Genomic DNA, 24,540 nt, shown 5'->3' on the forward strand with positions numbered 1-24,540 from the left:
TGGATTTCCGAGCCCGAAATCCACGACCGCCGCCGACTACAAACTACGGCAATAATTTTGCAGTGCAACAGAAAACGTCGATGTGTGCAGCAAAAATGTTGCGATGCAGCAAGAGCTGTACTAGCATTCCCTCGGGTGGGCCAACAGCGGTCGAGTGTTTATGCTGCATGTCTTGTACCTTGTGCACGACGTTTCCGACCCGGCGGTGCGCCGGCGGATCACGATGCTCAGGGCAGGTGGGGCCCAGGTCACTTTGGCCGGCTTCCGTCGCACCGCGAATCCGATTGCGGATATCGAGGGACTGCGGCCGATCGACCTCGGCGCGACGCGTGACGGGCGATTCGGCCAACGCCTCGCGGCCATCGCCAAAGCAGCCGTTTCGACAGGCTCGAAGCTTGGCGGCATGCCAAAACCGGATCTCATCATCGCGCGCAACCTGGAAATGCTGGCGCTTGCCCGCCGCGCCAGGTCAGCCTTCGGTGCATCGGTCCCGATCGTATACGAGTGCCTCGACATTCATCGGCTTGTGCTGCGCAACGATGTCCTGGGCAAGGCGCTGCGCGCCACCGAACGCTTTCTGGCCAGGGATGTGAAGCTGCTGGTGACCAGTTCTCCTGCCTTTATCGCCAATTATTTCAAGCCGTTCGGCCAGGTCGCGGCACCCATCGAGCTGGTCGAAAACAAATATTTCGAGGCCGCGACGATCTTGCCCGGCGCTCCGGAGGCTGAAGAGAGCCCGGCCGGTCCGCCATGGCGGATCGGCTGGTTCGGTGCGCTGCGCTGCCGCCGCTCGCTCGAGCTGCTGGCCGATTTCTCCCGCCGCATGGAGGGCCGCTTTGAAATCGTGCTGCGCGGACGTCCGGCTTTGTCGGAATTCCCTGACTTTCACGGCTTTGTCGAAGCCGAGCCGTGGCTGTCGTTTCTCGGGCCCTACCGCAATCCGGAAGACATGGCGGCGATCTACAACGATGTCCATTTTTCCTGGGCGATCGATTTCTTCGAAGCGGGGCAGAACTCCGAATGGCTTCTGCCCAACCGGCTCTACGAAGGCTGCCGTTTCGGCGCGGTGCCGATCTCTATGGGCAACACCGAGACCGGGCGGTTCCTCAAACAGCAGGACATCGGCGTGCTGTTGCCGCAGGCTTCGCCCGAGGCACTCGAAGCCGCGCTAGGCAAGATGGAAGAGCATCGCTTCGCCAGGCTGAAAGGGCGTGTTCTGGCGCGCAATCCGAGGACCTGGAGCTACGATCGCAGCGACTGCCGGGCGCTTGTCGAGCGGCTGCGCAGCCTGACGGCCGTGCCCGGCTCCTTTGCCGCCGAGGCATTGGCATAGGATGGCCGGGGATGGACAGAGGCAAGATGGACAGGGGTTGATGACGCAAACCGAAAGACCCTCATCCAACCTGATCGTTATTCCGTGCCTGAATGAAGCCGCCCATATCGGTGCGCTGCTCGATCAATTGCGGCCCGCGGCCGCCCGGCTTGGCGCCCGGATCATCGTCGCCGATGGCGGCAGCACCGACGGCACGCTTTCCATCGTCGAGGACGTGATTGCCAAGGACCCGCGGGTTATCCTGCTCCACAACAAGCGGCGCATCCAGAGCGCGGCGATCAATCTCGCCGTCGGTACCTTCGGCGATGGTGCCGACTATCTCATCCGCATCGATGCGCATGGCGGTTATCCCGACGATTATTGCGACCGGCTGGTCGAGGAAGCCCTGGCTACATCAGCGGATTCGGTTGTCGTTTCGATGCTGACCAGCGGCAGCGGTGCCGTGCAGAAGGCGGCCGCTGCGGCGCAGAACTCCAAGCTCGGCACCGGCGGCTCGAAGCATAGGCATCTTTCGCAGGGACAGTGGATCGATCACGGCCATCATGCACTGATGCGGATATCGGCGTTCGGCGCTGTTGGCGGCTATGACGAAACGTTCAGCCATAACGAGGACGCCGAGCTCGATTATCGCCTGCGCAAGGCCGGCTACAAGATCTGGATGAGTGGCAAGACGCAGATGGTCTACTATCCGCGCGCCTCGCTCTCAGGCCTCTATTTCCAGTATCTCGGCTACGGTCGCGGGCGTGCCAAGAATGTGCTGAAGCACCGCGTCATCCCAAAGATCCGGCAGATGGTGCCGCTGGCGGTGTTCCCGGTGGTTCTTCTTGCGGCCTTCTCCTTCGTGCATTGGATTGCGGCAGTGCCTTTGTTGCTGTGGGTGTCGGTGTGCCTGGGCTACGGACTGGTGGCGGCTATCCGCCAGCGCAAGGCTGACGTTGCGCTGGCCGGTGTCTCGGCCATGGTCATGCATCTTGGCTGGTCGGTTGGCTTCTGGCTGCAGCTTCTCGGCCTCGGCTCGCGACGCGGAGTGGCCTGATGGCAGTGTCGGCAAAGAACCGCAGCATCGACATCGGCGTCTGCACGTTCCGCCGGCCGGAGCTGGCTGACACGCTGCGCTCGCTCGACGCCATGGAGATGCCGGCGGGATTCGATATCCGCATTATCGTCGCCGACAATGACGACACCCCGACGGCCCGTGACCTGGTGGCGGCGCTGTCGCGGGAATTGACGGTGCCGATCCACTATCGGCATGCCCCGGCGCGCAACATCTCGATCGCCCGCAATGCCTGCCTCGATGCGAGCACAGCGGATTTCGTCGCCTTCATCGATGACGACGAGACGGCCACGCATCAATGGCTCGCCGAACTGGTCGTGATGGCGCAGCAAAGCGGTGTCGCCGTCGTGCTCGGCCCGGTCAGGGCGCGCTATCGCCCAGATGCGCCGGACTGGATGCGGCGCGGCGATTTCCATTCGACCTTGCCCGTCTGGGTGCGCGGCGAGATCCGCACCGGCTACACCTGCAATGTTCTGCTGCGGATGGGCTCGGATAGCCTGCGCGGCCGCCGCTTCAGCCTGGCGCGTGGCCAGACCGGCGGCGAGGACACCGAATTCTTCGATCAGATGCACAAGGCGGGCGGCCGCATCGCGTTCTCGCCCGAGGCCTGGGTCGACGAGGTGGTGCCGCGCTCAAGGGCGGCATTCGACTGGCTCGGCCGCCGCCGCTTCCGCGTCGGCCAGACGCATGGCCATCTCCTGGGCAGCAGCGCCAGCGGCATCGGCCTGGTCAAGCAGGTCGGCCTGGCCTCGGCAAAGGCCATCTATTGCTTCGCCTCGGCACTTCCGGTCGTCGTCAGTCCGGTCCGCAGGAACCGCAGCGTGCTGCGCGGCATTATGCATGTCGGTGTCGTCAGCGGCCTCGTCGGCATCCGCGAAATCCGCCTCTATGGCCAGCCGTCGCCACAGGAGGGAGGCAAGCGTGCAGTCTGACGTCAGCTCTGTCCCCGATGTTTCCTTCGTCATTGCCGCCTACAACGCCGAGGCGACCCTTGATCGGGCGATTGCCAGCGCCATCGCCCAGAAGGGTGTCAGCGTCGAAATCATCGTCGTCGACGACAAGTCGCGCGATGCTACGCTCGACGTGGCGCGGGCCTATCCAGGGGATATCGTCCGTGTCGTCGCCCTGGCCAGCAACCGCGGCCCCGGCGGCGCCAGGAATGCCGGCCTCGACGCCGCCCGAGGCAGATGGATCGCGGTTCTCGATTCCGACGACGCGGTCTTTCCCGGCCGGCTCGCGGCCATGATCGCTCGTGCCGAAAGCGCGGATGCCCAGATCGCCGTCGACAATCTGCAGGTCGTTCGCGAAGATGGCGTCATCGAGGACGCGATGTTTCCGCGGCAGTATCTGGAAGGCTTGCGCGAGATTTCGCTGGCCACCTACATCGCCGGCAACGTTGTCTTCGAATCCAAGTTCAACCTCGGCTATCTCAAGCCGATCTTCCAGCGCGAGTTCCTGAACGAAAACCGGCTTCGCTACGACGAAAAGCTGAGGATCGGCGAAGACTACGTCCTGTTTGCCGAAGCCCTGGCCAAGGGCGGCAAATGCGTGGTCGAGCCCGATATCGGCTATGTCTACCATATTCGCAGCGGCTCCATTTCGCGCGTGCTCGAGCTTCACCACGTCGAAGCGATGCGCAGGGCGGATGCCGTGTTCGCTCAAACCCATCGGATGGATGAGGCCGCGCAGGCCGCGTTTGCCCGGCGCGGCCGCAGCCTGCGCAAGGCGGCATCGTTTCTGTCACTGGTACAGCACATCAAGGCGCGGTCCCCGCTCAAGGCGATCCGGACAGCGCTCAGCGACCCGGCGGCGGTCAGGCATATGGGCATGCCGATCGCCGTGCGGTTGCGAAGAATAGCGGCACAATTTGCCGTTGGGGCGGGGAGGTGAAGATGCAGGCACATGGAGGGATTTTTCGTGGCCTGTGAATGGACTGAAGTCGATCTCCTCAGAAGGAATTTGCGATGAAGAAAATCAGGAAGGCCGTGATACCGGTGGCGGGGCTTGGAACACGGTTCCTGCCGGCGACCAAGTCGATGCCGAAGGAAATGCTTCCCGTGGTCGACAGGCCTGTCGTGCAATATGCGGTGGACGAGGCCTTCGAAGCGGGCATCGAGCACATCGTCTTCGTGACCGGTCGCAACAAGGCGGTGATCGAGGACTATTTCGACCTGCATCCGGAATTGATCGGCACCCTGGAGCAGACCGGCAAGAAGACCCAGCTGGAGGCGCTCGAAAGCATGCTGCCTGTGGCCGGTGCCACCAGCTTCATCCGCCAGCAATCGCCGCAAGGCCTCGGCCATGCCGTCTGGTGCGCGCGCGAGGTTATCGGCAACGAGCCCTTTGCCTTGCTGCTGCCGGACATGGTGTCCTTCGGCGGGCGCGGATGCCTAGCCGAAACCGTCGAGCTTTATGAGCGCACGGGCGGCAACGTGATCGCCGTCGAGCGTTGCGAACCGAGCGAGACCAACAAATACGGCATCGTTGGCCGTGGCGCCGAGATCGGTGGCGGTTTCGAGGTGACGGCCATGGTCGAGAAGCCGGCGCCGGCCAATGCGCCGTCGAACTTCTACATCAACGGCCGCTACATCCTGCAGCCCGAGATTTTCGCTCTTCTGGGCAATCAGCAGCGCGGCGCCGGCAACGAGATCCAGTTGACGGATGCCATGGTTCGTCTGTCGAAGGATCAGCCGTTCTTCGCCCAGCCTTTCCTCGGCCGCATGTTCGACTGTGGTTCCAAGGAAGGGTTCATCCAGGCCAACATCGCCTTCGCGCTGGCGCGCGATGACATGAAGGGTCCGGTTTTCGAGATGCTTCAGGAGTTCGTCCGGTCGCATGAACGCCAGGAAGAAGCCGCATAATGCCCATCTTTCGGGAGCATGGTCAGATGGCTGGCGAAGAGGGGCCGGCAGGTTCTCGCCGTCTGGCACGACGCTTGCTTCGCTTCTGGCGATGCTCCCGATCTTCGAGGCGCCTGCAAGCCAAGGCATGATCCCGGAAAGTGGGTCCCGGTTTCCGGAAAAGATCATGTTGAAACAGTGAGATAGAGCCCATTGCGACGGACCGGCTCTAGAATTGGACCGAAGATGAATTATGCCAATTTTCCTCTCGACAAGAGGATGCCATTGCCGAATTCGGACGCAGGAGACGGCGAAGACTTCATCGATATCGAGCGGCTGCTTGGCATGGCCGCACGGCAGGCCAAGGTGGTTGCCGTGTGTGCCGTCATCGGTCTCTTCCTGGGCCTGTTCTATTTGCAGACAACGCCGCCCAAATATCAGTCGGTCGCGAGCGTGCTGATCGACGAAGGCTTGAACAAGATTGTCGACGATATCTCGGCGGCGTCGACAACCATGCAGACCGATTCCGCCATCCTGAGCCAGATCGAGATCCTGACCTCGACGCGGCTTGCCGCCGTGGTCGTCGACAAGCTGAAGCTCGACCAGAACGACACGTTCATGAATCCGCCCCAGTCGGCGCTTGCCCAAGGCATAGGCCTTATCCGCAGCGTGATTCAGTATGTCCGCCCCAGCCCTTCCCTTCCGGGTGGCGCCGACTTCAGCAAGCTCGACCCCGCCGCCCGCGATGCGCTGATCGCCACGTCGCGCCGCGACTACGCTATCCTCAAGCTGCAGAACGAGATCCGGGCGGAACGCGTCGGCCGAAGCTACGTCATCGCGCTCGGCTATCAGGCGACGGATCCGGCCTTGGCAAACGCCATCACCAAGGCCTATGCCGATGCCTATCTCGCCGATCAGCTCGATGCGAGCTTCGATGCCACCGAGCGGGCTGCGGTGTGGCTGCAGGGCCGGTTGACGGAGCTGCGCCAGAGTTCGCAGGCAGCTTCGCTCGCGGTTGAGAAATTCAGGGCCGAACATGGGCTGGCCGCCAACAGCGATGGCCAGCTGATGAGCGACAAGCAGCTTTCCGACCTCAACGCCCAGCTTATCGTGGCGCAGGCCGACACCGCACGCGCCAGCGCCCGCTACCAGCAGTACAAGGCCATTGTCGACAGCGGCTCCGAAAACGCCTTCAAGGATGCCGCCATATCGAGCGACCAGCCAAGCAGTTCGGTCATATCGGCGCTCAAGACCCGCTACCTCACAGTGGCCAAGCGGCTGCAGGACGTCGAGGCGAATTTCGGCCCCGAGCACCCGCAGGCGGTGGCTCTCTCCAAGGAGAAGGCCGACATATCGACGCAGATTTTCGGCGAGCTGAAGCAGCTGACCGAAAGCTATCGCAACGAGTATGAGGTGGCGCAGGCACGCGAGACCGCGCTCAGGGCCAACGTCGCGGCCGCGCAAGGCAAGAGTTCCGTCGACAACCAGACGCAAGTCAAGCTGCGTGAACTCGATCAGCAGGCGACGGCGCTCACCACGCTCTATCAGACATTCCTGGGTCGTTACGAGGAAGCCGCGCAGCAGCAATCCTTCCCGGTCGGCAAAATCCGCATCATCTCGGACGCCTCGATGCCGTTTGCCGCGTCAAGCCCGCGCACCATCGTCGTGCTCGGACTTTCGCTGGTGCTTGGCCTGCTGATGGGCGCCGGCTTTGGTGGGCTGAACGAGTTCAACGAACGCTTCTTCAGGACCGGCGAGGACGTGCGCGACCGCGTCAACCTGAAATTCCTCGGCTATCTGCCGACGATCGGCGGCAAGCTCGGCAAGGAAGAAAAGCCGGGCGATACCCAGGTGGACGCCAAGACCACTCAATCGCTGTCGGCGGCCGAAAGGCGGGCGCGCATGCGGGTCAGCATCGATTCTCCAGCCTCGATGTTCTCCGAAACGCTGCGCAGCGCCAAGATCGCCTTCGACGTCGTGATGGAAGGGCAAGGCAGCCGCGTCATCGGCATTATCTCGGTGCTTCCCGGCGAGGGCAAGTCGACGGTCGCGGCAAATCTCGCGGGCTTGCTTGCCGCCAATGGCGCCAAGACGCTGCTGATCGACGGCGACTTGCGCAATCCCGGCCTCAGCCGGGGCCTTGGCATGGAAGCCGAGCAGGGTTTGATGGAAGCGGTTGTCAGCGGCCAGACTTGGCAGTCTGTCGGCAAGATCGACAGGCAGACGAAGCTGGCGATCATCCCGGCGGTGCTGCGCGGTCACTTCTCGCATACCAGCGAACTTCTCTCCTCGGCCGGCATGCGGCGCTTCATCGAGAACGCCAAGGAGACGTTCGAATACATCGTCGTCGATCTGCCGCCGCTCGGACCGGTGGTCGACGCCAAGGCCTTCGCCCCCTTGGTCGACGGGTTTGTCCTGGTCACCGAGTGGGGGCGCACGCCTCGCGCGATGGTCAGGTCGATGCTGGAATCCGAACCCTATGTCGCCAACAAGATCGTCGGCGCGGTGCTGAACAAGGTCGATTTGAAGAAACTGGCCAAATACGGATCGTTCGGTGGCTCGGAAAAGTTCTTCGATAAATATTCGAGCTACTATCTGGAAAAGTCGGAAGTGCGCGGCAAGGCGCCGGTCTGACATCGGTCATTGCGCGCGTGGGGCCACTTTGAGGTGTATCGATCTTCAGGTCAGCACACCTGAACATCGATGCGTCAGGAGAAGATCAGCCTGCCTTGCTTGTCGGCGATCCTGACGGCGGTCAGGCGTCCGCTCTGGAAGGCGGCTGTGTCGATGCCGAGCCGGCGCCCTTCGAGCTTCGGGACATCCACCGGCGTATGCCCGTGCACCACCCAGCGGTCGAGCAGGTGTGTTGCCTCGAAGAAGTCCGAACGGATGGTAATTAGGTCGTGGTCGGTTTGCGCCGCAAGGTCGACGCCGGGCCTGATGCCGGCGTGGACGAACACGAACTTCCGCGAGCGGACCATGATCGGCAGCCCGCGTAGGAAGCTGACGTGATCCTCTGGAATGATCTCCCTTATGCGCCTGTCGATCTGCGCGCTGCTCCCGTAGAGGCTGGTGAGGCGCGCCGGATCGATGCCGTAGGAAAACAGGGTTTGCAGGCCGCCCGTCGCCAGCCAGGGCTCGCGCGACAAATGTCCGTCGAGATAGTTCAGCATGGCCACTTCGTGGTTGCCCGCAAGACAAATGCGCTGAAACCCTTTCGGCGCCGGCGCCAGAAGGTGATCGAGCACCCGCGCCGACTGGAGCCCCCGGTCGATGTAGTCGCCAAGCATGACGATGATCTTGCGGCTCTGGAAGCGCAGCGAATCGAGCAGGATGTTCTGCTCCAGGGCGCGGAGTTCCTTGTAGCAGCCATGCACGTCGCCGATCGCGTAGACAACGGCATCCTGCATGTCGATATCCAGGCGCGGACGCGCCGCGATGCGGGGTTTTCGCTGGAACAGGGTCACGTGCGGCGTCTCGAGGCGAACTCTCATGCGGAAGGCATAAGCGCCTGATATCTTGCCCGAAACGGAGAATTCCGCAATCGTGGAAAATGCAACCACGCCGGGTTGGGACCGCCAATGCATGTCGCCCAAAAATGAGCTCGGTTTTGGAAGAACGGCCTGTGTGGAAACAAAGCCTGAATCCGCTCAGGCGCGACATGCTTTACGTCGGCCGTTGGGCCGGTAATGCCGGATCGTCGTCAGGCTGCCTTGAGCCGATAACGGAAAACGGTGTGGTCGAGCAGCAGCCGGATGCGTGGTTCGGCCTCGATCGCCACCAGCCAGCTTGCCGCGATCATCGTCGCGCCGACGACCGCCATCGAGAACAGATGTGGCAGACCGGCGCGGACCAGGATGCCGAGCAGGGCCGCGCCGACGACATCGTGCAGCAGGTAGAGCGGATAGGTCATCAGGCCGATCCGGCGCCAGCCGCTCCACGAAAGGTCGAGCCGCAGCGACCATGCCATCAGCGCGATGCCGATGAGGAAGATGAGGATCGGCGGCGCGAACGGCATATCCCGCCCGACCTTCAGGATATGAACGTCGACCGAACTAGCGATCTGCAGCACACCACCGGCCAGGAACAGGGCGCAGAAGGCAAGTCGGGCGCCTGTCACCGCCTTGAAGCGCATCAGCCACAGCATGACGCCGGTGGCGAAGAAAACGCCGTGATGCACCAGAAGCAGGGCGAGCGTGCGTGTTTCGGCAAGATCGGCCCAGCCGAGCGGGTAATACAGGCACCAAAACAGCGTGCTGACCAAGCCGATGGCGACGGCCACAATCTCCATCAGATGGAAGCGGCCAAGGCTGAGTAAGATCCAGACGATAGCATAGAAGGCGATCTCGATGCCCAGCGTCCAGTAGACGCTGTCCACCCAAGGCGCGTACGGAACGAACAGGCCGGTGCGTAGGAGCCTGATAACGGCATCGGTCGGCCAACTGAGGCCGACAAGCAGCAGCACCACCGCCGTGACCGGTGCGCAGATCCAAACCGCCGGCGCCAGCCGTTTCACCCTTGCTTCGAAAAACTGTAGGGGTGTCGACCTTTCGGCGCTGAAGGCGATGACGAAACCGCTGATGACGAAGAAGATCTGGACGCCGACCCAGCCGGATTCGACCCAGGCGCCTATTGCCGGCTGCGGGGGAACGCCGCCCGTCGCGCGCGCCGAAACACCGTCCGGATACGCCCACACCCAGAAGCCATAGTGGTAAACCATGACCATGAGGGCGGCGAGAAAGCGCAGGATGTCGACGCCGCCAAATGTAATCTTCTTTTGAGCCATGCGACCTGTGTCGATGGCCCCCCGCAAGCACTGTAGGGCGCATTGCTGCGTTGCACAATAAAAGATTGCTCGTCGATCCGAAAAGCGGCCTCGACAAGCCAAAGCCTTCAGCCGCTCAAAGGCCGATCCCACGGTCCTTCAGGGCCTTGGTGATCTCCTCGAGGATGATCGGATCGTCGATCGTCGCCGGCATGGTCCATTCTTCCTTGTCGGCGATCTTCTGCATGGTGCCGCGCAGGATCTTGCCCGAACGCGTCTTGGGCAGGCGCTTGATCGTCACCACCGTCTTGAAGGCGGCTACCGGGCCGATGCGTTCGCGCACCAGGCCGACCACCTCGTTCTCGATGGAGCCGACATCGCGGGTTACACCTGCGTTCAACACCACGAAGCCCAGCGGAACCTGGCCCTTCATGGCGTCGGCAATGCCGATGACCGCGCATTCGGCGACATCGGGATGGGCCGAAAGCACCTCTTCCATGGCGCCGGTGGAGAGCCGGTGGCCGGCGACATTGATGATGTCGTCGGTGCGGGCCATGACGTAGAGATAGCCGTCGTCGTCGACCATACCGGCATCCGCCGTCTTGTAGAAGCCGGGGAACTCGTCGAGATAGGCTTGGCGGAACCGTGCGTCGGCATGCCACAGCGTCGGCAGGCAGCCGGCCGGCAGCGGCAGTTTGACCACCACATTGCCCAGTGTGCCGCGAGGCACCTGATGGCCAGCATCGTCGAGCACGCGGATGTCGTAGCCGGGCATCGGCACGCCGGGCGAGCCGTATTTCACCGGCAACAGGCCAAGGCCGGCGGGATTGATCGTCATCGGCGAGCCGGTCTCGGTTTGCCACCAATGGTCGACCACAGGCACACCTAGCTTCTGCTCCGCCCATTTGATGGTTTCCGGGTCGGCGCGCTCGCCGGCAAGAAACAGCGTGCGGAATTTCGAGAGGTCGTGTTTGGCAATGAACTCGCCCTTCGGGTCCTGCCCCTTGATGGCGCGGAATGCGGTCGGCGCGGTGAACAGCGCGACCACGCCATGCTCCGCTATCACCCGCCAGTAGGTGCCGGCATCGGGCGTGCCGACAGGCTTGCCCTCGAACAGGATGCTGGTGCAGCCATGCAGCAGCGGTCCGTAGACGATGTAGGAATGGCCGACCACCCAGCCGACATCGGACGCCGCCCAGAACACCTCGCCCGGCTTGACGCCGAACTCGTTTTCCATCGTCCATTTCAGCGCGACCATGTGGCCGCCATTGTCGCGCACGATGCCCTTGGGCTGGCCGGTCGTGCCCGATGTGTAGATGATGTAGAGCGGATCGGTGGCCAGCACCGGCACGCAATCGACATTGGCGCCCGCTGCCCGTTCGCGGGCGACCGCATCGGCATAGTCGATGTCGAAATGCTCCTTCATCTCGCAGCGCAACTGGTCGCGCTGCAGGATCAGGCAGGCGTCCGGCTTATGGCGGGAGATCTCTATCGCCTTGTCGAGCAACGGCTTGTAGGCAACGACGCGGCCCGGCTCCAGGCCGCAGGATGCCGAAATGATCAGCTTCGGCCTGGCATCGTCGATGCGGGTGGCAAGCTCATGCGAGGCAAAGCCGCCGAAGACCACCGAATGCACCGCGCCGATGCGGGCGCAGGCGAGCATGGCGATGGCCGCCTCGGCCACCATCGGCATGTAGATGATGACGCGGTCGCCCTTGCCGATGCCGCGATTCTTCAGCACAGAGGTGAGTGCAACTACCTCGCGCTTCAGCTCGGCATAGGTGAACTTCCTGACCATTCCTGTGATGGCGCTGTCATGGATCAGCGCGATCTGATCGGCGCGCCCGCCCGCGACATGGCGGTCGATGGCGTTGTAGCAGGTGTTGCAGGTGGCGCCGGTGAACCAGCGGCCATAGACGCCGGCCGCGGCGTCGAACACCTTGTCCCAGGGCGAATACCAGTCGATGCCGCTAGCCGCGTCCGCCCAGAAGCGCTCCGGGTCGCGCTTCCAGCCTTCATAGACCTCGTGATAGCGTGAAGCCATCCGTACCTCCCCGGGAAATGTTTTCTTCCTTCCAGATAGCGCGCTCTAACCTTGGCCGCAAATCCACGCCATTGTGGCGACGGCATCGACCTGGCGCTTGGGGGCAAGCAGCTATGAATTGCGAGACAGGATTGGGGTTGGTGATGTTTGCTGCTGTGCGGTTCATCGGGCGCTTTGCGCAATCATCGGTCACGGGCGCCCTACTTGCTATGTCCACCGGAACCGCTGAAGCCGGCGATGCCGCGGCACGGCACATCATCGGCTTTTCGCCGGATGGCGCTTATTTCGCCTTCGAGCAATATGGAACGCTCGACGCCGGTGTCTCGGACTCCGGCTGGTCGCAGATCGACATCATCGATACCCGTACGGATCAGGTGGTTGGCGGCAAGCCGATCCTCGTCGTCGACGAGACGGAGGAAGCGACACTGACCCTGGAGCAGGCGAGGGCGCAGGCCGCCGCTCAGGCAGCGCCCGTTCTCGCCCAATATGCGATCACATCTGTGGCCGAGCAGGCCGCTTCCGACAAGTTTACCTTCCCGGGCGAAATGGTTGCCTACAACGACATCTCCCGCCTCGAACAGGTGTCGCGGAAATGGCTGGCGCCGCTCCATGGCGAAACAGGCATTTCGACCATCCAGCTCGACGAAATCCTGGCGGCCAGCGCGACCGATTGTTCGGCGAGTTTCGATGCGACGCAGCAAGGCGACCAGGCACTTCAAGGGGAAAAGCCACTTCAAGGTGAGAAGGCAGGCAAGGCGCTCGGCTTCCGGCTGACGCTCCAAGGCCAGGATGGCAAGCCGATCAAGATCCTGCACGAGGACAAGACCGTGCCGGGCTCAAGAAACTGCCCGACCTCCTACAGCCTGTCGGAATCCTACCAATTCACCCCGGCCGGCAAGCCGGCGGTGATCGTCGTGCTGGTCCAGCGTTTCAGCCAGGGTTTCGAGGGGCGCGATCGTCGCTTCCTCGCGGTGACCGGGCAGCCACGCTGAGAGGTTGCGCCCAGGCGCCGGCAGCCGCTGTGTCTGAAGGTTGTTTCTAGATCGGCAGGGCCACAAGCATGAAGCCAATGCCGCCAGCGATCAAAATGGCTGTAGCCAGCGCTTTTCTGTGACGTTCGAAGCTCGTCGGAGCTCGCTCCCAATTGTAACGCATACGCTATCTCCCCAATACCCGGACAGGTTTTATCTTACTTAGGGGAAGAAATGCAACGTCCGCTGCCGGCCGGCCCGCTGCTTGTCACATTTCACCGATGACTATTTCTGGGACGAATGCGGCCGGGAAGACGCAACCGAGCAGGTTCTAACGCGACTGGGGCGGAGAATCTGTCAGCAAAGCCGTTGGTCCGGTGCACTGGGCTCCCATGATCGGCTGATAGACAGCGCTCCACCTCCGCGCTATCTGATTTCCGGGATGAGCGTGGCTTGGAGGGGCGTGGTGGAAATAGTCTCTGGAACCGTTCTGCGGCTAGCCGAGGATGCCTCCGTGCAGCATGTGGGCGATGGCGCAGTCGTGCTTTTGGCGCGCAGCGGCCAGCTTTATACATGCAACGGCACGACCGAAGCCTTTCTCGACAAGGTGGACGGCGCGCGCAACCTCGACCAGATCGTCGACCTGCTTTGCGAGGAGTTCGAGGTTGACAAGGGGACGCTCGATCAGGACATGGCGGCACTGGCCACGGATCTGATCTCTGAAGGTATCCTCGCCGCGCCAGGTGCTTGATGGCTGACGGCCCGCTCCTGCGCGCTCTGTTTCGCTGCCATCTCTGGGCAAGCGCGCGGCTGATGCCGGTCCTTGTCACCAACCGGAGCTTCGAGGAGGTGCTCAAATGGGCGCCGCTCGCCTCGTCGACGCCCTATCGCGGTCTGCCGTCCGCCTACATCGTCGCGAGTGTCAACCGCGCCGTCCGCCATCCCTGGCTGATGCGTGACCGCAGGTGCCTGAGGGAGGGTCTGCTAGGTCATCGTTTCCTGCGCCTAGCCGGTTTCGATCCGGACCTGCGCTTCGGCGTCGATCCGCAGTCGATGCAAGCGCAGCGCCTGGCAGCGCATTGCTGGGTCTGCCTCGATGGCAGGCCGGTGGTCAGCGACAAGCTTCCCGGCATGGTCGAAATCTATCGTCATCATGCCGATGCCGTAAAGGCGCGCCCCGCTTGACCAGACCTTCAGCCTGCTATGGCCTCAACGGCCTGATCCTTGGCATATCGGCCGAGCGCCCCGAGCTGTGGCAGGATTTCGACCGGATGCTGGGCAGCCTGCGTATCGCGGAACCCGTCGAGCCGGACTTTCGTCTCGAGATCGCCGAGACAGTCACCTTGGACGAGGCACCCAACGGATCCCTCGTCTTCGATGGCGAGGTGCCGGAGGATGGTCACTGCCGGATGATCGAGGATGGTGGTATCATCCATCTGGTCTTTCCCGAGCGTCAGACCGTTGCCATCAATGGCGTGGCGGGCTGGGCCGAACTCCGGATCCGCCCTGGCGCGAAAGCCGCGTGGACACCGGCAATGCTGGTGCTCGACGCCGCGCTCGACGCCGGTGGCCAGCATATGCTGCACACTGCCGGCTTGACGTTGCCGGACAGCGATGCGGTGGTGCTGATCCATGCTCCGAGCGGCACCGGCAAGACCACGACGTCGCTCGCGCTGGCAACACAGGGCTTTGGCCTCTGCTCCGACGACGCCATGATCCTGAATGTCGCTTCTGGCAAGGTCGTCGCCTGGGGCTTGCCGCGCGCCGTAAAAATCCACCAGAAGACTGCCGAAATGATCCCGCAGGTGGCGCGATGCCTTGGCCAGACGTGGGATCGCAACAGCGAACAGCCCGTCCCGCTTGAAAGGCTGAGTGGGATCGTTCGGGTCGAAAACGCGACCGCCCGGCCGGTGGCGGCCCTCCTGCACCTGGCGCGTTCCGCCGACAGCCAGACCCGGCTCGTCGCCATGGCCGGGACCGACGCAATGGTGGCGCTGGCAGTGGACAATGTCCGCACGGGCATGACCGGGCTGCTGCCCATGCAGAAGCGCCGGCTGGCGACCATCGGCGGGCTGGTCAATGCGGTGCCGACCTTCCGGCTGGAGGTGGGCGCGCGCCCGGCTGACGCTGCGGCGCTGATCAGCGCCACCCTGGATTGACGTCAAGTCAGGCTACTTGCGGCCTGGCCTTGGCCAATCTCTGGATCCACCGGAAGGCGTCGCGGCGCAGGCGCGAGCCCAGTCTGTCCCTGGAATTGACGCCGAGCAGCGTATTCGTGGTGATCAACCGCTTGGCCAGCCGTATCGAGAGATCGGGCTTGATCCGGGCGGCGAGTTCAAGCGCTCGGCTCTCCTTGAACAATTGGCCCGTCACATCGAGCACAACAGCCAGTTCGAGTTCGATGCCGGTCATGCGGGCAGCATCGAACAGGCATGTTTCCGCTTCCGGCGACTGCAGCGCCCGCACCCCTTGCAGCACGTCGACGCAAAGCTGCAGCCGGTGGAATTTGTGGCCGCCGGCGGCGTGAACGATGGCGATCGTCAGAAGAGCCGCCGGCGTGTCGGTCGCGTCGCCGTCAATGGCGCGCAATTCTGGGAAACCCAGCGACAGGCGCCGCCGCATGCCGGTGTCATGCACGAGGTCGCCATGCAGTTCGACCAGCAGGCTGGAATTCTCCTTTTCGAGCCATTTGAATTCCTGCAATTCGTAGGATTCGGCCTCGTTGCTGCCAAGCTCGAAGCCGCATGCCGCGATCACCCGGTTTGCCCTGGCCAGATTGGCGGGTTCGACGAGGATGTCGATATCGGTGAACGGCCTGTCGGCGACGTTGCGGTAGAGCTTTCGCGCGAAGGCCGGCCCCTTGACGATCCGCGCCGGAATATTGTCCGCCGCCAGTCCCTTCATGATGCGGTCGCCATGATACTTCAACAGCATCGACTGGCCGGTGGCGATCGTCGCTTTCTGGCGCAGGTCCTCCAGTTTGTCTCCCAACTCCTGATCCGATGGCAGTTGCGCGTCGCCGCTGAGCTTGCGCAGCATGATCGGCAGGACGCCATGGAATTCGGCGTTGTCGAGCAGCGACATCAGCGTCTTTGCCGACAAATTATCGACGTCGACAGTCGGCGCTTCCGGATCTGCGTAGCGCAGCAGCAGCTTTTCTTCGGCAGGGGTAAGCGGTGGCAGCATCAACCCGGACAATGTTGCGATTGAAGGGAAAGATGTTGCAGAAAAGCAGGGTGGAAGCCAGCTTTACATACCCCAGCGCAGCGCTGCCGTGTGTACCGGCGCATCCCAAAATCCGGTCGTCTCGTCGTCGAGCATGGTCAGCGTGATCGAGCAGCCGGCCATGTCGAGCGAAGTGACGTAGCAGCCGACCAGCGAACGGGCCACCGTCACGCCACGCTTCTCGAAGATCAGCCGTGCGCTGTTGTACATCAGATAGAGTTCCATCAGCGGCGTGCCGCCGAAGCCGTTGACGAACAGCAGCGCCGGGCCTTTCGCCTTGTCGCCGAGATCGCCCAGGATCGCGGCACAAATCTCCTGCGCGATCGCATCGGCGCTTTTCAACGTGTCGCGCCGGCGGCCGGGCTCGCCATGGATGCCGACGCCGAATTCCATCTCGCCGTCGCCGATGCCGAAAGTCGGCTTGCCCGCCGCCGGCACCGTGCAACTGGTCAGCGCCACGCCCATCGAGCGGGTTGCCGTGTTGACGCGGTCGCCCAGCGCCTTCAACGGCGCCAGCGCCAGGCCATGTTCGGCCGCCGCGCCGACGATCTTTTCCACCACCAGCGTGCCGGCGACGCCACGCCGGCCCGTCGTATAAGAAGAATTCTCGACGGCGACATCGTCATTGGTCACGATCTGCTGGACGCCGTCCGACATCTCGGCCGCCATGTCGAAGTTCATCACGTCGCCCTCATAGTTCTTGACGATGAACAGGCAGCCGGCGCCGGTGTCGACGGCTTGCGCCGCCGCCAGCATCTGGTCCGGTGTCGGCGAGGTGAACACCTGGCCGGGGCAGGCGGCGTCCAGCATGCCGTGACCGACAAAGCCGCCATGCAGCGGCTCGTGGCCGGAGCCGCCGCCCGAGATCAGCGCCACCTTGCCCGGCCGCAAGGTCTTGCGCCGGATGAATTTGTGCGCGTCGCCAAGCACCAGGATGTCGGCATGGGCGGCCACGAATCCGTCGAGGCTCTCGGTCAGCACCGTGTCCACCGAGTTCATGAACTTCTTCACGATCGTCTCCTCCGGAAATAGGCCTTCCAAACAATTCCAGGAAAAGTGTGTCGCGTTTTTTCCGGAATTGCGTAAAACAAAGCGTTCGATCAGCTACCCTTGCCAGTGATGCTGGTGATCTTCTGGATGAAGTCGTTTACCGCTTTGTCGAGCGCGGCGTTCTGCTTGTCGTCGCCGAAATCCGGCACGATCAGCGAGACATGCCGCGTCTTGCGCATGCCTGATGCGATCGAAATTTTTCCCGGATGCGCCTGATGGTAGGCGGCGAGAAACTGGTCACGCTCGGCCGGGCTGAAATGGCACACCGAAAAGATAGCCGGCAAATGTTTTGACGGAATCGGGATCGAATAGGCCGGGCTGGAAATCTGCGTGACGAAGCTGCGGTGCTTGCCAAGCGCATCGGCAAGGCGCTGGCGCATGCCGGATGGGCGCTGGTCGATGACGTGCGACAGGATCGTCTTGTAGGCGCGGATCGCCTCCTCGGAGCCAGGTTCGGGTTTGATGTCGACCATGCCAGCCGCGCCTAGACAGAAACGTCCGCGATGGCTGCCTTGGCCATGGCGAGTTGCGCCGGAGCGACGGAAAGATCGCGCAGGCCGGCCTCGAGCAGTGACGGTATCGAGGCGGGATCGCCGCCGGCATCGCCGCACAGGCTGACCGGTATTTTTTCTCGTTCGCCAAACGCGGTCACGGCAGCGATCAGCCGCAGCACGGCTGGATGACGGACCGAATTGAGATGGGCCACGGCAGCGTTGTCGCGGGCGGCCGCCATGACATATTGGGTGAGGTCGTTGGAACCGATCGAGAAGAAGGCGGCCTCTGTAAAGGCTTCCGGCACGATCGCCACCGAAGGCACCTCGACCATGATGCCGAGCGGCGGCATCTTGTTCGCGATACCGCGCGCGGCAAGTGCTGCCTGTTCCTCGGCGAACATCGCCGCAGCCTGTCGGTATTCCTCCACAATGGCGATCATCGGGAACATCACTTTCAGACTGCCATGCACGGCGGCGCGCAGCAGCGCACGGATCTGTACACGAAACACCTCCGGTCTTGCCAGCGACAGCCTGATTCCGCGTTGGCCGAGGAACGGATTGCTCTCGTCGACCGTGAAGCCTGGCACCGGCTTGTCGCCGCCGGCATCGACGGTGCGGATCGTCACCGGCTTGTCGCCGGCCCACTCCAGCACCTTGCGGTAGGCGCGATACTGCGTCTCCTCATCCGGCAGCGACTTGCCGAACAGGAATTCGGTGCGCATCAGGCCGACACCGTCGCAGGTGGCGATGTCGATGCCGTCGACTTCGGACGGGTCGGCGATGTTGACCTGCACGCGTACCGGCGTGCCGGTCCTGGTCGCCGCCGGCCGCGCCAGGAAAGTCCCGGCTTGGTCGCGGCGCACCGTGAACGACGAAGACAATTGGCGGAAGGCGTCGATTTCAGCCTTGGACGGCAACAGCACGATGCCGCCATGTTCGGCATCGAGCAGTACAATGCCGGCAAAGTGAGCCGGCAAAGCACCAAGCCCGACTATCATGGGCACGCCGCGCGAGCGCGCCAGCATGGCGACGTGGCTGGCTGTGCTGCCCGCCTTCAGCGCGATGCCGCCGCCGCTGCTCCAGTCGGTTTCGAGAAAGCGCGTCGGCGCGATGTCCTCGCCGTAGAGAATGGCGCCGGCTGGAACCTGGACGTCACCAGCCTCGGTCAGTGCCCGCAGCACCTGATCCCTGATGTCGCGTATGTCGGCGGCACGTGCGCGAAAGTAATCCTGGTCGGAAGCATCGTAGCCGGCGATTTCGGCGTCGAGCGCCTGCCGCCATGCCTGATCGGCCGGCTGGCCGGCGTGGATAGCGGCAAAGGCCAGGCTGCTCAGCGCATCATCTTCCAGCATGGCGATCTGGAACTCGAGGATGTCGGCGGCGTCGCCTTCAGCCGCGTCTATCAATGCGGTGAGGCGGCCCGCCGCGATGGCGATTGCGGTTTCGAGCGCCGCCTTCTCGTCGTCGGCCGTTTCTTTGCCGACATAGGAGCCGACAGTCTGGTCGAGATCGAACAGCGGCCCTTCGGCATAGCCGGCCGAGGCCGAAATGCCTTGCAGCCTAAGCGGTTCGGACATGGTCCGTGCCTTCGTCGAAATCGCGGCGCACCAGCTCGACCAGCGCATCGACGGCATCATCGGCGCCGTCGCCGCTGGCCCTGATATGCAGCAGCGTGCCTTTCGGCGCCTTGGCCGCCATCACCTTGACGATGCTCTTGGCGTCGAACCATGGCCCGTTGGCGGCCAGCGCTATTTCCACCTCGGCGGCGAAAGTCTTGGCCAGCTTGGTGAACTTCACCGAAGGACGCGCGTGCAGGCCCACCTCGTGGGTGACGACAACGGTCGCTTCGGCGGATGCGGACATGTCTTCAAGCTTCCCGTTCACTCACGACGGCGACAATTCGTGCGCCGTCGCCACCACTTCCCTGAGCGAGGCGCCGCCTGAGGCCTCGGTCGCCGCCATCACCGCGCCTTCGACGATCGGGGCGTTGCAGACGATGATCTTGTGCGAGCGTGGCTCGCCGATCATCTCCACCGCCATTTCCGAGTTGGTCTCGGCACCGCCGAGATCGACCAGAATGGCGACACCGGCTTCCGACCAGGCCTTGTCGATGGCGCCCATGATCGCCTCGACATTGGTGCCGAGCCCGCCATGGCCGTTTCCGCCGCACCATGCAAGCGGCACTTCGTCGCCCACCATCTGGCGCACCATGTCGGCCGTGCCCTCGGCAACCAGCGGCGAATGCGAAACGATGACGATGCCGACATTGCTCATGGCTGACCTTCCAACGTTTCGACGATCGTGCGCACCAGAAGCGCGGTCGAACGTGCACCGGCATCCATGTGGCCGATCGAGCGGTCGCCAAGGAACGAGGCGCGGCCACGCAAGGCTTTCATAGGCACGGTCGCCTCGGCCGCCGCGTCGGCGATATCGGCGATTTCAAGAGCTGTCTTTCCCTGCAGCAGCGCGTCATGCACCGGCTGCAGCACGTCGAGCAGGGTTTTTTGTCCGATCTGCGATTTGCCCCGCGCGGCCACCGCTTCGATCGCCTTGCCGAACGCTGCCGTCAGATTGGCGCGATTAGGCGCCGCTGAAATCTCCTTGCCGAGCGCCAGGAACAGGGTGCCGAATAGCGGGCCGGAGGCGCCGCCGACCGTCATCACCAGCTTGGTGCCGATCGCCTTCAGGGCATCGGGCAGCGGTTTGGCCGAAAATGCTTCGGCTTCGGCGCGCACGGCCTCGAAGCCGCGCTTCATGTTCAGCCCGTGGTCGCCGTCGCCGATCGCCTGGTCGAGCGCCGTCAACTCCTCGGCGTGAGCGGCAATGGTATCCGCAGCGGCCGCGATCAGCCGGGCAAGGTTCAATGCCGCCATGTCACCCGCATTCCCGGTTTCCATGCCGCCCGCAGTATCGAAAGAACGCTCATTCGACAACTGGAGCATGAATCAGGCCGCTTCGTGGAGCGCGGCCGCCGCCGCGAAAACCTCGGCCACTGCATAGGCGCCGGGGTCGGCCACGCCTTGCAGCTTGCTGCCGACATAGGCGGACCGCCCGGATTTTGCCCTGTCCATGGCAGCGGTGGCCTCGGCACCATGGCGAGCCGCGATAGCCGCTTCGTCCAGGCTCTTGGCATCGAGCGCTCTGAGGGCAGGCTCCAGGGCATCGACCATTGTACGATCCCCCATCCTTGCGCCGCCATAAAAGGTCATCCGCTCAAGGCCGGCAAGCAGCGCCTTGGCCAAGCTCGCGCCGCTATCCAGAGCCTGCGCCGCCGCCGTGAAGAAGATCGACAGCAGCACGCCGCTGGAGCCGCCCATCGAGGCGCTCAGAATGTCGCCCATCGCGCCAAGGGTCGCCGCCGGCTCGGCAAGCGGCAGCGCATCAAGCCGCTCGAGGATGCTGCGCGCGCCGGTCGCCACCGTCGAGCCCGTGTCGCCGTCGCCCGCCTTGGCGTCGAGCCCGTTCAACGTGGTTTCCAGCGCGATCAGTCGTTCGCAGATGGTGACGAGAAGAGAGCGGGTCCGTGCATCCTGGCTGGGCTTGCGTGCCGCGCTCTGTCCGGCCGCTTTCGCCATCGGCACCACGGCAGGCGGCACAACCGGCTTTGCCGGCATCCAGGCGTGCGGACCGACCGGCGCCTGCAAGGCCGTCTCGCGCGCGGGGTCGAGCCGGATCAGCGACAGCGAGAAGCCGTTCATGTTGAGCGCCGTCATCAGCGGGCCCGGGCCGATCGCCAGCTTGATGGTTTTGGCCAGCGGCGAGGCAAGCACTGCGTTGGCGATAACGGACATTTCGAGCGGCGGCACCGAACCGAGATTATTGATCAGCAAGGCGTGGCCGGCCTTGGGATCAAGCCGTGCCGCTAGGCGCGCCGCCATGATCGCCACCAGCCTGTCGGCGCTCTGCACCGCAATCCGCTCGACGCCCGGCTCGCCATGGATGCCGAGGCCGAGCTCGCCATCGTTCTCGCCGAACCTGTCTTCGTGCGGCTGGCCGGGAATCGAGCAGGACGACAGCGACATGCCGAGCGAAACAACGTCCTTCGCTGCCGCTCGCGCGACAGCCGCTATATCGGCAAGATCGTGCCCGGTCTCCGACAGGTGGCCTGATATCTTGTGGACGAACAAGGTGCCGGCAACGCCGCGCGGCTGGGCAATGTCGGGCAGCGCGATGTCGTCGGCGACGATCACCATCTCGACGGCAAAACCCTCGGCGCGCGCCTTCTCTGCCGCGAGGCCGAAATTGAGACGGTCGCCGGTGTAGTTCTTGACGATCAGCAGGCAGCCGGCCGAACCGGTGACCGCGCGAATCGCTGCCAGCACCGCCTCGACGCTTGGCGAGGCAAAGATCTCGCCCGAAACCGCCGCCGTCAGCATGCCCTTGCCGACGAAGCCGGCATGGGACGGTTCGTGCCCGGCCCCGCCGCCGGAGACGACGCTGACTTTCGTCCTGTCCCAGTCGGTGCGCAGGATGACCTTGATCTCGGGATAGCCGTCGAGGCGCGCGAGATCGCCGGAGCCAATGGTCCGTAACAGGCCGTCGAGCGCCTCGGTGACGATCGTTTCCCTGCGATTGAAAAAGTGCTTCATCGAATTCGTCCCGTACTGGCAAAGTCAAAACCGGTGCTGAATCACCGAAAACCGCTCACATCAATCGCTGTCCATCGGCGTCGAAATACAGCGGCGCCCGGTAGCGGATCACCACTCTGTCGCCCTGCGCCAGATCCGTGTCGGGATCGGTCAGCGTCACCAGTTTCTTGGTCCCTACCGTCACATGCAAATGGTTCTGATCACCGAGATGCTCCACCCAGTCGACAACGCCGTCGGCGTGACCATTCGCGGCCTTCGCGATCGAAAGATGTTCGGTGCGCGCGCCGATCGTCTTGGTCCCGGCCGGTGCGCCGCCGTCAGGCAGCAGTCCGGTTGGCAGAAGATTGATCGCCGGCTGGCCGAGCCTTGCCGCGACATGCAGGTTTGCCGGCTCGGAATAGATGGTGCGCGGCGAACCGATCTGCACCAGCACGCCATCGGCAAGGATGCCGATACGGTCGGCCATGGTCATCGCCTCGATCTGATCATGCGTGACATAAAGCATGGTGGCGCCGAGTTCGGTCTGGATGCGCTTCAGCTCGAGCCTGAGATCGCCGCGCAGCTTGGCATCGAGCGACGACAGCGGCTCGTCCATCAGGTAGATCGAGGGCTTGCGCACCAGCGCCCGGCCGATGGCAACGCGCTGCATTTCGCCGCCCGAAAGCTTGGTCGAGCGATTGGCGAGCTTGTGATGGATGCGCACCATCCTGGCCACCTCCTCGACCCGGCGGCGGATCTGCTCTTCCGGCATCTTTCGGGCCGGTGAGCGCAGCGGGAAGGCGAGATTGTCGAACACCGACAGATGCGGATAGAGCGAATATTGTTGGAACACAAAAGCCGTGTCGCGCTCCGCCGGCGACAGTGTCGTGGCATTGTGTCCGCCGATCTCGATCGTGCCGGTATCCGGCCGTTCCAACCCGGCGATGAGCCGCAGCGTCGTTGTCTTGCCGGCCCCGGTCGGCCCGAGCAGCACGACGAATTCACCATCTGCTATGTGCAGGTCGAGGCCGTCGACGGCGACATGGTCGCCGAAACTCTTGGTCACGTTCTTGATGTGCACCTCAGCCATGCTGGGCCCTCCGCTCCGAGGCGACATCGTGGATCGCGGTTCTCACCGCGCGGCCGGACCCCTTCTCGAACAGCGACAGCCGCGCGCTGCTCAGCGTCAGGCCGACATGATCGCCGGTCGAGAGCCGGATTTCAGCCGGCACGCGCGCCTTGATGATGCCGTCCGCCGTCTCCACCGCGACGATCTGCGTGGTGCCGAGATATTCGGTGCCATAGATGGCGCCACGCAGCTTGGAGGCGTCGTCGAAGCGTATGTGCTCCGGGCGGATGCCGAGCGCCATGTCGCTCGGTGCGATGTCCTCGCGCACCTCCGGCACCGCCACCTTTGCACCTTGCACGATGATCTCCCTGGCGCCCTTGGCGAGTCCGCCGCCAAATCCCAGAAAGTTCATCGGCGGCGAGCCGATGAAGTCGGCGACGAACATGGTCGCCGGGCGGTCGTAGATTTCGCGTGGGCTTCCGAATTGTTCGATGACACCATGGTTCATCACCGCGATCTTGTCGGCCATCGACATCGCTTCCATCTGGTCGTGCGTGACATAGACCGTCGTGGCGTGGATGCGGTTGTGCAGCTCGCGCAGCTCGCGGACCATCAGATCGCGGAATTCGGTGTCGAGCGTGCCGAGCGGCTCATCCATCAGGAAGCATTTTGGCCGCCGCACGATGGCGCGGCCGAGCGCGACGCGCTGGCGGTCGCCGCCGGCCAGGCCGGAGACGGATTTGTTGAGCAGATGGTCGATGCGCAGCAGCTTCGCCGTCTCCTCGACACGGGTGCGGATTTCGGCCGAAGGCATGCCTTGCGCCAGGAGCGGGAAGCCGATGTTCTTGCGCACATTCATGTGCGGATAGAGCGCGAAGAGCTGGAAGACGAAGGCGATGTCGCGCTCGCGGGCCCGCAGCATGGTGACGTCGTCGCCGCCGAGCAGGATCTGGCCGCCGGTCGGCAATTCGAGCCCCGCGATCATGCGCAAGGTCGTCGTTTTGCCGCAGCCCGACGGGCCGAGCATGACGAAGAACTCGCCATCCTCGACGACGAAGTTGGAATCCTGCACGGCGACGAAATCGCCGAAGGCCTTTCTCAGGTGCTGGACGCGAATTTCGGCCATG

Annotated in this window: 23 protein-coding genes; 10 read left to right on the forward strand and 13 right to left on the reverse strand. The window is 63.6% G+C overall.

Features of this window, described 5'->3' with window-relative positions; all coding sequences use genetic code 11:
- Positions 1-160: 160 nt before the first annotated feature.
- The 6 genes from X735_RS149630 (at position 161) to X735_RS149605 (ending at position 7,861) form a co-directional block, all read left to right on the forward strand.
- Positions 161-1,333 (forward strand): glycosyl transferase family 1, encoded by a 1,173-nt coding sequence (locus tag X735_RS149630; RefSeq protein ID WP_023811598.1) that lies wholly within the window; start codon positions 161-163, stop codon positions 1,331-1,333.
- A 40-nt stretch (positions 1,334-1,373) separates the two neighbouring features.
- Positions 1,374-2,369 carry a glycosyltransferase family 2 protein gene (locus X735_RS149625; RefSeq protein ID WP_023811599.1) on the forward strand — a complete coding sequence of 332 codons (996 nt, stop codon included), beginning with the start codon at positions 1,374-1,376 and terminating at the stop codon, positions 2,367-2,369.
- On the forward strand, positions 2,369-3,319 hold the full coding sequence (locus X735_RS149620; RefSeq protein ID WP_023811600.1) for a glycosyltransferase family 2 protein: 951 nt from the start codon (positions 2,369-2,371) through the stop codon (positions 3,317-3,319). Before X735_RS149625 ends, X735_RS149620 begins: the two co-directional genes overlap by 1 nt.
- Positions 3,309-4,277 (forward strand): glycosyltransferase family 2 protein, encoded by a 969-nt coding sequence (locus X735_RS149615; protein ID WP_023811601.1) that lies wholly within the window; start codon positions 3,309-3,311, stop codon positions 4,275-4,277. Before X735_RS149620 ends, X735_RS149615 begins: the two co-directional genes overlap by 11 nt.
- Positions 4,278-4,351: 74 nt before the next feature.
- Positions 4,352-5,248, forward strand: coding sequence for a UTP--glucose-1-phosphate uridylyltransferase (locus X735_RS149610; protein ID WP_013528099.1), 897 nt, complete (start codon positions 4,352-4,354; stop codon positions 5,246-5,248).
- A gap of 225 nt (positions 5,249-5,473) precedes the next feature.
- Positions 5,474-7,861: a polysaccharide biosynthesis tyrosine autokinase gene (locus X735_RS149605; protein WP_023811602.1), complete on the forward strand. Its 2,388-nt coding sequence runs from the start codon at positions 5,474-5,476 to the stop codon at positions 7,859-7,861.
- A 74-nt stretch (positions 7,862-7,935) separates the two neighbouring features.
- Here X735_RS149605 and X735_RS149600 read toward each other — a convergent pair whose 3' ends face one another.
- From X735_RS149600 to X735_RS149590, 3 genes are all read right to left on the reverse strand, one after another.
- Positions 7,936-8,790: a metallophosphoesterase family protein gene (locus tag X735_RS149600; protein WP_348625592.1), complete on the reverse strand. Its 855-nt coding sequence runs from the start codon at positions 8,788-8,790 to the stop codon at positions 7,936-7,938.
- Positions 8,791-8,930: 140 nt separating this feature from the next.
- Complete coding sequence (locus tag X735_RS149595) at positions 8,931-10,013, reverse strand: acyltransferase (RefSeq protein WP_023811604.1); 1,083 nt, start codon at positions 10,011-10,013, stop codon at positions 8,931-8,933.
- Between the two features lie 115 nt (positions 10,014-10,128).
- A complete protein-coding gene (locus X735_RS149590; protein WP_023811605.1) occupies positions 10,129-12,036 on the reverse strand; it encodes a propionyl-CoA synthetase in 1,908 nt (635 codons plus the stop codon).
- 209 nt (positions 12,037-12,245) lie between these two features.
- Between X735_RS149590 and X735_RS149585 the strand changes: the two genes are divergently transcribed.
- The 4 genes from X735_RS149585 (at position 12,246) to X735_RS149570 (ending at position 15,166) form a co-directional block, all read left to right on the forward strand.
- Positions 12,246-13,028: a DUF2259 domain-containing protein gene (locus X735_RS149585; protein ID WP_031213397.1), complete on the forward strand. Its 783-nt coding sequence runs from the start codon at positions 12,246-12,248 to the stop codon at positions 13,026-13,028.
- 244 nt (positions 13,029-13,272) lie between these two features.
- Entirely contained in the window at positions 13,273-13,758 is a 486-nt protein-coding gene (locus tag X735_RS1000000169810; protein ID WP_245273226.1) for a PqqD family protein, read from the forward strand.
- Complete coding sequence (locus X735_RS149575; RefSeq protein WP_023811607.1) at positions 13,758-14,192, forward strand: lasso peptide biosynthesis B2 protein; 435 nt, start codon at positions 13,758-13,760, stop codon at positions 14,190-14,192. The genes X735_RS1000000169810 and X735_RS149575 overlap by 1 nt, the downstream gene beginning before the upstream one ends.
- A gap of 86 nt (positions 14,193-14,278) precedes the next feature.
- Positions 14,279-15,166 (forward strand): serine kinase, encoded by an 888-nt coding sequence (locus X735_RS149570; protein WP_245273227.1) that lies wholly within the window; start codon positions 14,279-14,281, stop codon positions 15,164-15,166.
- Between the two features lie 7 nt (positions 15,167-15,173).
- Here X735_RS149570 and X735_RS149565 read toward each other — a convergent pair whose 3' ends face one another.
- The 10 genes from X735_RS149565 to X735_RS149520 all read right to left on the reverse strand — a co-directional run bounded on the left by X735_RS149565 (position 15,174) and on the right by X735_RS149520 (position 24,539).
- A complete protein-coding gene (locus tag X735_RS149565) occupies positions 15,174-16,193 on the reverse strand; it encodes a nucleotidyltransferase family protein (RefSeq protein ID WP_023811609.1) in 1,020 nt (339 codons plus the stop codon).
- A 63-nt stretch (positions 16,194-16,256) separates the two neighbouring features.
- Positions 16,257-17,243: a dihydroxyacetone kinase subunit DhaK gene (gene dhaK / locus X735_RS149560; RefSeq protein ID WP_023811610.1), complete on the reverse strand. Its 987-nt coding sequence runs from the start codon at positions 17,241-17,243 to the stop codon at positions 16,257-16,259.
- Positions 17,244-17,332: 89 nt separating this feature from the next.
- Positions 17,333-17,755, reverse strand: a complete 423-nt coding sequence (locus X735_RS149555; protein WP_023811611.1) for a hypothetical protein — start codon at positions 17,753-17,755, stop codon at positions 17,333-17,335.
- 11 nt (positions 17,756-17,766) lie between these two features.
- Positions 17,767-19,353, reverse strand: coding sequence for a phosphoenolpyruvate--protein phosphotransferase (gene ptsP, locus X735_RS149550; RefSeq protein ID WP_023811612.1), 1,587 nt, complete (start codon positions 19,351-19,353; stop codon positions 17,767-17,769).
- Positions 19,337-19,639, reverse strand: coding sequence for an HPr family phosphocarrier protein (locus tag X735_RS149545; RefSeq protein ID WP_023811613.1), 303 nt, complete (start codon positions 19,637-19,639; stop codon positions 19,337-19,339). Before X735_RS149545 ends, ptsP begins: the two co-directional genes overlap by 17 nt.
- A gap of 21 nt (positions 19,640-19,660) precedes the next feature.
- Complete coding sequence (dhaM, locus tag X735_RS149540) at positions 19,661-20,050, reverse strand: dihydroxyacetone kinase phosphoryl donor subunit DhaM (RefSeq protein ID WP_013528085.1); 390 nt, start codon at positions 20,048-20,050, stop codon at positions 19,661-19,663.
- Positions 20,047-20,649 carry a dihydroxyacetone kinase subunit DhaL gene (gene dhaL, locus X735_RS149535; RefSeq protein WP_023811614.1) on the reverse strand — a complete coding sequence of 201 codons (603 nt, stop codon included), beginning with the start codon at positions 20,647-20,649 and terminating at the stop codon, positions 20,047-20,049. The genes dhaM and dhaL overlap by 4 nt, the downstream gene beginning before the upstream one ends.
- Before the next feature lie 72 nt (positions 20,650-20,721).
- Positions 20,722-22,365 carry a dihydroxyacetone kinase subunit DhaK gene (locus tag X735_RS149530; protein WP_023811615.1) on the reverse strand — a complete coding sequence of 548 codons (1,644 nt, stop codon included), beginning with the start codon at positions 22,363-22,365 and terminating at the stop codon, positions 20,722-20,724.
- Between the two features lie 55 nt (positions 22,366-22,420).
- On the reverse strand, positions 22,421-23,434 hold the full coding sequence (locus X735_RS149525) for an ABC transporter ATP-binding protein (protein WP_023811616.1): 1,014 nt from the start codon (positions 23,432-23,434) through the stop codon (positions 22,421-22,423).
- Entirely contained in the window at positions 23,427-24,539 is a 1,113-nt protein-coding gene (locus tag X735_RS149520; RefSeq protein ID WP_023811617.1) for an ABC transporter ATP-binding protein, read from the reverse strand. Before X735_RS149520 ends, X735_RS149525 begins: the two co-directional genes overlap by 8 nt.
- Position 24,540 lies beyond the last annotated feature (1 nt).

Source organism: Mesorhizobium sp. L2C084A000, from assembly GCF_000502875.1.
In the GTDB taxonomy this organism is placed as follows: Bacteria; Pseudomonadota; Alphaproteobacteria; order Rhizobiales; family Rhizobiaceae; genus Mesorhizobium.